This is a genomic window from Paenibacillus radicibacter (genome assembly GCF_024721995.1).
Lineage (GTDB): Bacteria > Bacillota > Bacilli > Paenibacillales > NBRC-103111 > Paenibacillus_AM > Paenibacillus_AM radicibacter.
In genome coordinates, this window is the sequence record NZ_JANQBC010000002.1 from 55,175 (window position 1) to 67,803 (window position 12,629).

Annotated in this window: 10 protein-coding genes; all 10 read right to left on the minus strand. The window is 42.0% G+C overall.

Annotation, left to right across the window (positions count from 1 at the left end):
- Window positions 1-163 precede the first annotated feature (163 nt).
- The 10 genes from NV379_RS05375 to NV379_RS05420 all read right to left on the minus strand — a co-directional run bounded on the left by NV379_RS05375 (window position 164) and on the right by NV379_RS05420 (window position 12,518).
- Window positions 164-1,036: a cation diffusion facilitator family transporter gene (locus NV379_RS05375; protein ID WP_258206265.1), complete on the minus strand. Its 873-nt coding sequence runs from the start codon at window positions 1,034-1,036 to the stop codon at window positions 164-166.
- A 242-nt stretch (window positions 1,037-1,278) separates the two neighbouring features.
- A complete protein-coding gene (locus tag NV379_RS05380; RefSeq protein ID WP_258206266.1) occupies window positions 1,279-2,874 on the minus strand; it encodes an MDR family MFS transporter in 1,596 nt (531 codons plus the stop codon).
- A 24-nt stretch (window positions 2,875-2,898) separates the two neighbouring features.
- Window positions 2,899-3,489 carry a TetR/AcrR family transcriptional regulator gene (locus tag NV379_RS05385; RefSeq protein WP_258206267.1) on the minus strand — a complete coding sequence of 197 codons (591 nt, stop codon included), beginning with the start codon at window positions 3,487-3,489 and terminating at the stop codon, window positions 2,899-2,901.
- Window positions 3,490-3,978: 489 nt separating this feature from the next.
- On the minus strand, window positions 3,979-6,582 hold the full coding sequence (mprF, locus tag NV379_RS05390) for a bifunctional lysylphosphatidylglycerol flippase/synthetase MprF (protein ID WP_258206268.1): 2,604 nt from the start codon (window positions 6,580-6,582) through the stop codon (window positions 3,979-3,981).
- A gap of 104 nt (window positions 6,583-6,686) precedes the next feature.
- Window positions 6,687-7,607, minus strand: a complete 921-nt coding sequence (locus tag NV379_RS05395) for a DUF4247 domain-containing protein (protein WP_258206269.1) — start codon at window positions 7,605-7,607, stop codon at window positions 6,687-6,689.
- A 16-nt stretch (window positions 7,608-7,623) separates the two neighbouring features.
- On the minus strand, window positions 7,624-8,130 hold the full coding sequence (locus NV379_RS05400; protein ID WP_258206270.1) for a DUF4178 domain-containing protein: 507 nt from the start codon (window positions 8,128-8,130) through the stop codon (window positions 7,624-7,626).
- 29 nt (window positions 8,131-8,159) lie between these two features.
- Window positions 8,160-8,573 (minus strand): DUF350 domain-containing protein, encoded by a 414-nt coding sequence (locus NV379_RS05405; RefSeq protein WP_258206271.1) that lies wholly within the window; start codon window positions 8,571-8,573, stop codon window positions 8,160-8,162.
- Between the two features lie 84 nt (window positions 8,574-8,657).
- Window positions 8,658-9,326 (minus strand): PspA/IM30 family protein, encoded by a 669-nt coding sequence (locus tag NV379_RS05410; protein ID WP_258206272.1) that lies wholly within the window; start codon window positions 9,324-9,326, stop codon window positions 8,658-8,660.
- Window positions 9,327-9,550: 224 nt separating this feature from the next.
- Entirely contained in the window at window positions 9,551-11,092 is a 1,542-nt protein-coding gene (locus NV379_RS05415) for an AbgT family transporter (RefSeq protein WP_258206273.1), read from the minus strand.
- Window positions 11,093-11,312: 220 nt separating this feature from the next.
- Window positions 11,313-12,518, minus strand: coding sequence for a threonine synthase (locus NV379_RS05420; RefSeq protein ID WP_258206274.1), 1,206 nt, complete (start codon window positions 12,516-12,518; stop codon window positions 11,313-11,315).
- Between the last annotated feature and the right edge of the window lie 111 nt (window positions 12,519-12,629).

Below are 12,629 nucleotides of genomic sequence, written 5' to 3' on the forward strand. Positions count from 1 at the left end.
TACCCTCTTTACTGTTGTTCTGTGTTGGTATCTACTAGATTAATATAGTTTGAGTTACATAGATTTACAGAGAGGTTACAAATAAGGAAATATCACGTAGAAACGCAAAAACCACCTTTTTCATTAGAAAAAGATGGTTATAAATGAACGATTATACATCGATTTACACGCTATCCAAGGGTTCAATATGAACATGCGTGTACGCAATCTTATATTTTTTATGAAGACGATTCTCGATCTGTTCACTAATCTCATGACTTTCTACAACGTTAAGATCATTATTCACCGCGACAATAACATCCACCCAGACATGATTACCATGAATTCTTGCTTTAATATCTTTCACAAGCTGCACACCTGGCGTATTGCCGATCGTTTCTTTGTACGCTTCTAGTTTCGATTGATCAAATCCATCAGACAAGGAATGCGTCGTATTACGGAAAATATCCCATGCTGTCTTACAGATTATTATTCCAACAACAAACGCCGCAATTGGATCCAGCCACGGCAACCCAAATTGCGAACCCATAATTCCAACAAACGCGCCAATACTCACTAGTGCGTCTGAGCGGTTATCCTGTGCAGCTGCTTCCATCGCCATACTGCCAGTCGCCTTCGCAAGTCTCCGATTCATCCGATATACCCCATACATAATGACGGCACAGACCAAGCTGACCCAAGCTGACATCAAATGTGGAACTGCGACCTCATCACTCATCGTCGAAAGGACTGCTTGATAGAGCACTTGCAATCCGACAGCTGCCATGATGAGTGAAGCAATAAGAGCTGCGATTGTCTCCGCTCTTGAATGACCATATGCATGATCTTCATCAGGCGGTTTCCTTGAGATTTTGATTCCAATTAGTACAGCAATCGAAGCAATAATATCTGTTGAGTTATTGAGTCCGTCTGCGAAAAGCGCCTCAGACTGATAGTAACTACCTAGCGATATTTTTAAAAGTGAGAGACAACAGTAGACGATAATACTCGTCCATATCCCTTTCTCTCCTTGTTTAAGGTGCGCATTATCCATCATTCATTCCCCCAGTATGTAATTCCTTAATCATTGTACACGGCGGTTATCGAGTGGGTCTAGAGAAACAGAGTTGTCGTAAACCTGCTTAATTGCAGTTGGTTATAGATGTTGCTTCAAGCTAACTTCCATGCCCATGCCCAAATTTGAAAATGAAAAAAGAGCTTTCGAGCTGAGCCATTCCTGCCCAGTCGAAAACTCTATTGTATTCACGATTTCTAATTACACAGAACGAACTAGCCAGATTACACGGAGCTTTGCTCCGTCTGCACAGCTTCTCCGCTCATCTCTCGATCACGCTTGATCTTGCCGTTACCAACAGTAAACGCAATTACAATACCAAGTGCGATGAAGACCAGACCTGTTAAGAACACAACAGACAAGGACTGCGACCATGCAATTTTAATCGGATTCAGAACCAAATTTGTCAGGTCAGCTGGCATTTGCAAGGCATCTGGTTTAATAAGAACGCCGAACATCTTGTCATAGTCACTACCAATAGTTTCAAGTGTCTTACTCACAACAGGGTTAGAAGTCACTTCTTCCGTCTTCATCATATCTGTCATCTTCGCTGGCAACGTTTGGTTCATCACAGTACTTAGTACCGTTGCCCCAATCGTACCCCCAATGGAGCGGAAGAATGTCGAAGAGGATGTAACAGTTCCCAGCATGTTCTTCGGATACTCCGATTGAACAATAATCGTTAAGGATGGCATTACAAGACCCATACCTACACCTAGAATAACCATGTACGAGTAAATGGTCCAAGTTGTCGTATGAATGCCCATTGTACTCATGAGCATGAAGCCTACTGTTGAGATCAACATACCGGCCGCAAGTACATACCGATAACGCATACGCAGCAAGAGCTGTCCGCCAAGAATACTTGAAATAATGAGTGCGATCATCATCGGAGTCATCGCAGACCCTGCCTTCGTAGGCGACACACCCATGACACCTTGCATAAACATTGGAATAAACATAATCGCACCGAACATTCCAAGTCCGAGTAAGAATCCAAGCATATTCGTCGTTGCGAATACACGATTTTTAAATAAGGATAAATCTAGAATCGGCTCTGCCGCTTGGCGTTCCACCATAATAAAGATTAAAAAGAAGATCAAGGAGCCGCCAAATACAAGTAAACTTGTGGAGGACAACCACTCAAATTTATCTCCTGCAAATGTTAAACCGAGTAACAAGGAAACAACTGCTGGAATAAGCGTAATGATCCCTAAATAGTCAATCTTCGGTTTTACTTCAAGTGCAATCTTCTCATTCTTAAGTCCCATGAAAATTAAAACTGCGGATAAAAGTCCGAATGGAATGTTCACTAAGAAGATCCACTTCCAATCAATTGCATCCACAAGGAATCCACCAATGAAAGGTCCAATAACGGAGCTTAGTCCGAAGATACCACCGAATACGCCTTGCCATTTCGCACGCTGTTCCGCTGAGAATATTAGTCCAACAATCGTCTGTGAAAGCGGCATAATCATACCACCACCAATACCTTGTACGGCACGGTAGGATACGAGCTGCTCCATCGTCGTCGCTGTCGCACAGAGGAACGATGCTCCAACGAAGATGACCATACCTAGTAAGTACATCCCGCGGCTGCCGAACATGTCGGCAAGCTTACCAACTATCGGCACGACGGTTGTGGATGTTAACATATACGCTGTTGTCACCCACGCAAACAAAGTTAATCCATTCAAATCTTCGATAATGGTCGGCATTGCCGTACCCACAATCGTTTGTTCCAAAGCACTAAAGAACATCCCAATAATAAGTCCGATTAGTACAATATTTCGGTTAATGCCTTTCTTTTCTGTCTTCATACGATCAGCTCTCTTCTCTATACATTATGAATTTGATTCTTGTTCACGCTGGTGTTCAGGGGCAACGATCCCATAACAGAGCAAATTCATCATTTGATCTGCAGCGTTCTGCGCCTGATGGATACCTTCACTTGACATCATCTTCGTAATAAACTCATTGATGCAAGCCATAAACATCATTATCATCTGTGGGGCAATATCCTTACGGATCGTCCCTTTTTGTTGCGCTCGAAAAATAAACAGTTCAAAATCAGGCATCATATGATCCCGTTGATAATCCATCGTTTTCTTTAATAGAAGCGGATATTCCGTCATCAACCCTTGGAAAAAAGCCTCATATTTCGTACGCAACTGCTTTTCACAGGAAAGCTTTGATATGATCTCAATCATATCGTCTGAGCTTTCAAATATCGCACGCATATGCATATGGTGTTCGCGAGCAACCTTCTCGCAAACCTCCTCAATCAAGCCTTCTTTGTTTTGAAAATATTTATAAATCGTCATTTTCGATACGGGAACTGCTTCAGCCACATCATCCATGCTCGTCTCACGGATACCTTTTTCGAAAAATAACTGACAGCCCTTTTCAAGCACTTGCTGTTTCTTACGACTCATCACACTCAACACCCTTGTAATATTTAATGGCGCAAAGTCCATTATAGCGGGATATGAATAATAATCAAGCTTTTTTTGTACTCAAAATGATTTTCAAGTACATTAATGACAAATTAAAAAGCTTTCAAGAATGCCGCGTTTCCCAAAAGCTTACGTAACTCACATTACTCATATGGATCTTTTTTAAAACAACGAAAGCCCTGCCTCTCTTTCATCCTTACGGTTCCTAGACCGTGCCAGTGAGAATTAAATCGATCTTACTTTGATTTCAGGGTGCTTTTTGTTCCTGCAGAATTGAAGTCATTGTGGAAGGGTCAAGCTTCTTATATCTTGCTTATTATTTGCGTGGTCGCAATATGGAGGAATAAAAAGTTACCTGTTACGAGTAGTAAAGGGGTTATTGAGTTCACTTGATATTCAATCATACAGGACAAAGCCTATATTGTCAACAACAAAAAAGGAGATCGCAATTTGCGTCTCCTTTGCTTCCTATCGCATCGTGTCGCCGCCTCTGGTAATTAGCCTTAGTACCAAGAAAATCGTCCATGGTAAGAAGCGATTACGACGGTATGCTAAATATCGACTGCCCCACTTGGGATCATACTTTTCTTTCTGCTCACGAATTTCACTGAAACTAATCGTAACTGACATATTATTGAAAAAGGCTGCCGCGATCCGTTCGGAAATGAAGGAATGATCTCGCTGCCCAACATTCGCAAGCGGTGCTAACCCTAGATTAAATCGGTGATAACCGACCTCCTTCGCCCATTCAAAGAGGTTCATGTACAAGACATCCGTGATCTCCTTGAGCTCATCTGGTGTATGCCTCATTAAGTCAACTGACACTTCATAAGACTGATACACAGGCATAATCGAAGCGAAAGCAACCATCTCCCCATCGGGTCTGCGCAAAGTCGCAATCGGCGCACGCTCTAGATAATCACGATCGAAGAATCCCATCGAGAATCCTTTTTCCTTTTTTTTATCCAAAAAGGCATCGGATACCCGTTTCATCTCCTCAAAGACAGCATCTTGGAATGGAGGCTGCACGACTTCAAATACGTAGCCTTCTTTCTCGTATTGCTCCCGAAGCAACTTCTGCTGCTTATACTGGCGTCCGCATTCACTAAATTTCTGTAAATCAACAAGCGCTTCCTCACCTAGCTTGAAGAAACGGAAACCAAGATCATGGTACATCGGCATTAAGCTGCTATGTGCTTGATAGAAAATCACATGATACCCATACCGATCCACTTTGTCTAAGAACAGTTCTAATAGACGCGGGAATGAGTCAGGATGACCTGAAGGATCACCTAGTACGATGAGACGGTTTCCTTTTCTTACAAATTGAAGCATCGCTTTCCCATCATGAGAGAGGAAAAACCGCTTATCTCCTAAGTAACCAAGATGACTAAGTACATTCCCGCCATTCTCCTTCAAGAACAGTTCTAGTCGTTCGAAGGAAGCCGGAACGCCTGGTACCATTTTGCGTCTTGTACGGTCAAACCAGTAGGAACCCACAACGATAAATACGACTGTGAACGTCATCGTCACACAAGTGATCATATTTAGACCCCAGAGTGGGATATAGACCAATGAATCGAAATCTGGATCTCCGGAGAGAACAAGCTCTGCAGTCGCCAGTGTAATGAGATAGAAAAAATACAACAAGAAACCGGCAAACGCCGCGTATATAACACTACCAATTATCGATACTTCAATTCGTACTCGATTAAACTGCTTACGAAGAAGGAACAGTAATAACCCTAATAATAACAAGCCAATTGACGTCTCTATGTACAAACCACGTAGAATACTAGTGATCGTAGCTCCAACTATTGCAACCATCGTCAAGAGATAAGCGCGCTGTGTTCGCTTATAGATCCCTTTTGTCATTGCAAGTATGATTAAAGCAAATGCAAGTGTCAGCCCCGAGGACATGTGAATGAACCAACTCGGAAATAAGAAATGAATACTTTCATCACGTTCAAGTGAGTTAGGTATTAACACGGTAAAGTATAGTGCAATACCACCAACAAAAGTTAGCACGGCGAGTGATCCGTCACCCAATTTTTGCATGAGAACACGCTGAATGGTCCAGAATACCCCCCACGCTTCCCTTGTTTGCTGCACGATCCCCTGTTCTTCCACATGCTTGACGACAACACCTGACATCTCGAATGCCGCAAAGATGAGGCCAAGTCCGAACGGGATAAAGTAATAAACCAGTCGATACAAGAGTAGCGCGGACAACACGACACCCTTATCAACGCCAAGCGACTCCATCCCGATGATGAAGATAAGATCAAATGACCCAAGACCGCCAGGTACTAAGCTGATCGTTCCAGCAACCGCTGCGACAACGAAAGCTCCTATTGCTTCTGCATAGCCAATGTTTACACCTAACAAACGAAGCATGACGTACGCAGTACTACCGGCTGTTAACCATTCAACAAACGACACTACGGTGTACATCAAAGTCGTCTTAGCAGATGCAGTAGCTTTTCCTTTCCATCTGGAGAGCAAGATATACACAGGTAAGAACAAGAAAATCCCGCTAAGTGCAATCCATAACCATGGACTAGAGTTAAGTACGGGACGAACAGGAAGTACATCAATTAGAACAAAGAAAGAAAGAATGGATAAACCACTAAGCAAGGATGGCGCCATCCAAGCGATCCCTTTAACCAATTGCCCGTTCTTCTGCTTTACATTGTCTCGATATAGCAGCGCCCGTAAACTTGCACCAGCAAGTCCACCAAAACCGAATATGCCGTTAAACGAGTTGGCGATCCACGACACTCTAAATATTTTGCCAAAAGATGCTTTCCCTTTGAGCGATCGAATCAGTATGTAATCATAAAAAAACATCGTAAATACAGCAATAGCACCGATCACTATTGCGAAGATGAACCCACCGCTCGGGATACTCTTGATTGCCCGAATTGCTTCACCAAGTGATAGACCTTCGAGTTCTTTTTTCAGATGGAAAAATACAAATACAATAATCGCAATCGGAAATAGAAACTTAAATAGACGCAACAAAGTACGTTTGGATAACATCTGCTGGCCTTCTTTCTGTGTGACTCGCACTTTGTAGTATACCCCATTGCCATTATGAATTAAACAAATAAGTTAGGCAAGCACCAACGATTAAACAATTGGTACCTGCCTATAGGGGTTTAAGTGATTGATTGTTACTTACGCCTCGTAACAGAACCTGAGCCAGAACTTGTCTTAGGTGGACTTGGTTTCTTCTCTGTTACCTTGAAACCACCACCACTTGAACTAGAACCACTTGATTTGGAACTACTTGAACTCGAGCTGCCTGAATTTGAGCTTTTTGAGGAAGAACTTGACGAATTGGATGTGCTTGATGAACCTGTAGAGCTTGATGAGTTGGTAGAACTCTTGTCATCTCTGCGGATAACCTTGCCCGTCGAATCTTTTGACGTATTCGGCGCAGGTGTTGATTTACTTTGTTCATCTGACTTCTTGAAGATGTTCGTCGTTGATTTATTCGAATCGCTGGAACTACTCGATCCTGTACTGTTGTTTGTTCCCCGCTTCGTAACGGAACCTTTACGATCCACTGTCATAGGAGGAGCTTGTTTCTTCTCTTCTTTTGTTGGAGTTTTATAAATGGTTTGCGGTTTATAGATATCCCTGCTCGTATATCCGCGATACTTACGTGCATGACTATCCCCGACAAAGTCGAACACTTCATCTAATATTTTTAAAGTAATATACGCTTGTAAGAAATCAGATGCGTAGTTGTTCTCAACATACGCTTTGTTATCTACTTCAATTAATGTATCTGTCGGTTTAGCAGGATCTTTCTGGATATTATATAACTTATCCGAGTAGACAAGGAACATTCGCTCCGGATCTTCTTTAGATATTTGCTGTGGTTTGTTCTGATCCGCAATTTCTTTAGCCACTCCAGGTACCGTCTTGTCTGGTGCCCGATATACATAAGATTGTTGGGATCCTTGCTTATTTACTGATTCCAGAGGGTAATTATCCTTTACCGGATCGCCGCCACAGGCGACAAGAAGCGGAAGCAGCAAACTAAAGACGAGCGTTAATTTCAAGGCATGTAACAGCCGTCTTGCCATTACGTTCACTCCCTATTTAATTACCACGGATCACTTTCACATCTCCTGGCAAAATCCATTCTCCTTCATACAGCATGAATCTGCCGTCCTGCCATTCCACGCGGAACAGTCTAGAGTTGTCAGATTGATACTGCCACACATACTGATCTCCACCTTGTTTGAACGGAGTTCTGCCATTGGTAACGACGAGTCCGGAGTACTGCTCTTCTAAGTAATAATTCGTTCCATCGAGTTCCATCGTTGTAGGCACTTCATCTGGCGAGTCCAGACGACCATCAATAGGAAGATACAAGGAATAGGTTAATTTCTCGCGTTCTTCAATATGCAAATAGTTAATCGTATTCCCATCTTGCAAAGTCAATACTACCGCATTACGCTGGCGATTCTGAACGCGTCCAACTACTTCATAAGTAACGAGTGACACTTCACAAATATCTCCGGGTACAAGGGACAGCATACTTTTTTCTTTTTTCGGCGGCTCTGGCTTTGCAACAAGGTTTTTGATGCGTTGAAATATACTCATGATAGGTCGCCCTTTCTACATGTTAATTGTTAGCTTACTAATAAATACGATGCGATAACCAGTGCACCGACAACGTGTAACGACCCGCCTAATAGAGCATGCGCGATCTTACCTTGTTTAGTACCTTCATCTAAGTTCAAGGCTACTGTCCACTTTAGTACGTTACGAATGATGAGTTCAAGTATAAGTAGGATGACAAATGAGACAACAGATGCGAGTACAGCATCCCATAAATCATTGGAACTGCGAATGGATTGACTCAATATATAACCCTGAGCAAACAACTTCATCACGAAACGAATTGCCACCGCAACATTCCCATTCTTAATTTCTTCCATGTCCTTATAACGAGTAAATAATGAATCAATCCCCATTAAGACAACCAAGAGAACAGCTCCAACTCCTGTCCACACAAGTGTTGCCAATATCGTCATCCAAGTCATGCGTTAAATTTCCTCCTTGAGCAAACTTCTTACTTAAAAGAAAAACGTCTTGCGACGTTTTCCCTGAATTTCATATTGTGTAGATTACTTTTGCTCGTATTGCTTCATAAGAGCTGCAAGCTCGTCATCTACTGCTTTGCCTGAACCAAGCTTTTCGAATTCATCATCAAGGGATGCGCCCTTAGCAGTCATCTCGTTACTTGCTTCTGCTTGTGCTTCCATTTGAAGCATTTTCTCTTCCATACGTTTAAGTCCAGAAGATGCAGTATCGGAACCAAGTCCTGACATCGCTTTATTGATTTCTGTTTGTGCTTTAGCAGCATTGTAACGAGCTACTAATGTTTCACGTTTATTTTTCATCTCAACAAGATCTTTGCGCATTTCATCAAGCTTCTTGCGAAGGTTATCTGCAGCAAGTTTGTTTTGATCGTAAGTCGCTTTGTACTCATTCATTTTTTGCTCGCAAGATTTCTTCTCTTCTAGAGCACGACGAGCAAGATCAAGATTTTGCGCTTGAGCAGCCATATGTGCTTGCTCTTCACGTTTTTTCACTAGAGCTTCTTGTTCTTCATAAAGAACTTTGAACTTCTTCTCAATAGCGATTTGAGCAGCTACTGCTTTCTCTGCATCTTCAAGATCCTCTTGCATATCACGAAGGTATTGATCTGTCATCTTGATTGGATCTTCAGCTTTCTCAATAAGTGAATATACATTAGATAGTGTTAAATCACGTAATCTTTTAAAAATAGACATGGTTTCATTTCCTCCTCGAGATGGTGTACTCCCTAATTTTGTTCTCCCTAATTGATACGTGCTCAGAAAAAATACGTTTCATTTTCACGCTAAAAAAATCTTCTATTATCATATCATATGGTGAATTTCGAGGATACAGTTTCTGTAAAATATTCTTTAGTGCTTAATTAATACAGGAAAACCGGCTTGCATAAACTGCAAGCCGGTTTCTATGAATGAAATCATTATGGCATATAAACTTTCGCGCCAGGTCCTAGATCTATACCTAAGAACATCCATAGGATCAACATTAATACCCATGCAATTGTGAACGCCACAGAGTATGGAAGCATCGTCGATACAAGTGTACCAATACCAATCTTCTTATCATACTTTTGTGCATATGCAATCACGACTGCGAAGTACGCCATTAATGGCGAGATAATATTTGTTGTGGAATCCGCGATACGGTAAATCAATTGTGTAAACTCAGGCGTGTATCCAATCTGCATCATAATAGGCACGAATACCGGAGCAAGCAAAGCCCATTTAGCAGATGCGGAACCGATAAAGATATTAATAATACCACAGATTACGATAAACACGAGGATAAGCGGAATGCCCGTTAGTCCCGTTTGAGTCAAGATCTCTGCACCCTTAATCGCAAGAACCATGCCCATGTTCGTTTCATTAAAGTAAGCGATGAATTGACCTGCCATGAAAGCAAGAACAATATATCCACCCATCGATGCAATCGTATCCGACATTTGCTTCGCAACATCTCTACCATTTCGTACCGTTTTCGTTACATATCCATATACAAGACCAGGAATCAAGAAGACGATTAAGATGGAAGGCACAAGATTTTTAATGAATAGCGAGTTACTAAATCCATTAGGGCTATGAAGCGGACCCCAGCTCGGTACAACAAGTAGGGACAAACCGAAACAAGTTACGATAAACGCTACAAGAGATAACCATAGTCCCTTTTTCTCAAGCGAAGTAATTGCTGTTACTTCTTCACGCTTAATCTCACCGTTATAGACACCTAATCTTGGTTCTACAATTTTATCTGTTACAAATGTTCCAACAATTGTGATTAGAAAAACAGATGCGCACATGAAGTAATAGTTCATCGCGACCGTAATATTTTCTGCATAAACCGGATCAAATGTAGCAGCCGCTGCTTTTGTTAGATCCCCAAGCAATGGATCGAGTGATGTTAATAGTAAGTTCGCACTGAAACCACCGGAAACCCCTGCAAACGCAGCCGATAAACCTGCAATCGGATGTCGTCCAAGACCTAAGAATAGAATCGCACCCAGTGATGTTAATACCACATAACCTGCATCAGCAGCCATGGATGACATAACCCCACCAAATACAAGAGATGCTGTCATCAATTGTTTCGGTACACTCGTTACGAGTGCTTTAAGTGCAGCTGCAATTAATCCTGAACGTTCTGCAACACCAATACCTAGCATACATACAAGCACGGTACCAAGTGGCGCAAATCCTGTAAAGTTCTTAATTGCGCTTTCAAATAAGTATTGAATTCCTTCTGTACTAAGTAGATTTTTGATCGCTAATGTTTCACCCGGTTTAACGGGATGCTCAACACTAATTCCCATTCCTGCAAAGATGGCCGATAGCACAATGATCGCTACAGATAGGAAGAAGAATAGCATGATAGGATCAGGTAACTTATTACCAATTCGCTCGACCATATCTAGGCTGCGCAAGACTAACCCCTTTTTGCGGGTAGTTGGTTGATTCTTAGTTGACATATTGCCCCACTCCTCCTCTAGTTGTTTTATCGTTGTTGTTCAGGGTTTATGATGTTATGGTTTTCACAATCGATTATTAGTATAGGGCAATTCATTTATAAAATAAAGTTATAATTGATTTGATATTTTTACCAGAATACCGATTTGTTATGAAAATAAAAAAGACGAAGCTCTCTTTTGTAAGAGAATTTCGTCAAATATAACATAATAACAACCAATTTTAGCGTTTACTCACAAACTCATCATAAGATCGAATGATAGGATAAGGAAGTGCATTCGTCCAGTCCAAATATTTCATAGCATGTGAGGTATTGAACATAACAACCGATTCATGAGACGAAATGCTTCCCGCTTCAACCAATTTGATTAAGCCAGCAAGTGTGGATGCGCCCTCTGGCGAAGATGAAATGCCAAGTCTCCCCATCATCTGCTGGGCGGCCGTAATTTCTTCCTTCGTAACAGCAACAACCTCCCCATTCACCTTACGTAGTATACGTACGATTAGTGAACCATCTGGAGGCTGAGGTACCCTTAGTCCAGTTGGTGCTGAAGTGACTTCTTTATTCAGACAAGCAGACTCATTCACATTTAGAAAAGCATCCACAATCGGTGTACATCCCTCTTCTTGTACAGATACAATGCGTGGGAACTCCCCGCTAACAAGACCTAATCCCTTCATTTCATGAAACGCTTTCCAAAGTCCAATAACCCCTGATCCGCCGCCTGTCGGATATATAATCACATCTGGCAGTTGCCAGTTTAATTGTTCAGCAATTTCATACCCCATCGTCTTCTTACCTTCAACACGACCGGGTTCTTTAAGTGTACCCACATTAAACCAACCCTCAGCTTCTCTTCCCTCTTCAATGATTCGCCCTGCATCATGAATGAAGCCATCTACTAAATACACGTGCGCACCATAATTACCCGATTCCTCGACAATTAGACCTGGACAATCCTTCGGAACGAAAAGGTAAGACTCCATATTTGCGCGTGCCGCATAAGCTGCTAGAGCAGACGCAGCATTACCATTAGAAGGTACTGTTACTTTCTTGATTCCTCGCTCATGAAGGAGAGATACCGCTACTGAGAAACCTCGTGCTTTAAAGCTGCCAGAAGGGTTCTGTTCTTCTCTCTTGACTGAAATCGAATGTATATTAAGAAACTGCTCCAGATTAGGCATTCGAAGCAGCGGTGTCCACCCTTCACCCAATGAAACAATTTTATCCTCATCTTGAATAGGTAGCATATCACTATAACGCCATAGAGAAGTAACTCTTTGTGACAAGGGAACGCTATTAAGCCTATGCTTGGCTCTTTCCAGATCGTATTCGACAAGCAATGTGCCACCACAATCACAACGCCCGATAAGCGCCAGTGGAATTTGTTTCCTGCATTCAGCGCAAACAAGCCAGCATTTGTTCATTTTATCCCTCCTGCATTTCTACGAAAAGTATACGATTTTTTTCCACCTCATTTAACGTATACAACAGCGGAAAATCGGAAACGGCTTAAACCTAAACCCTATAATTATTCC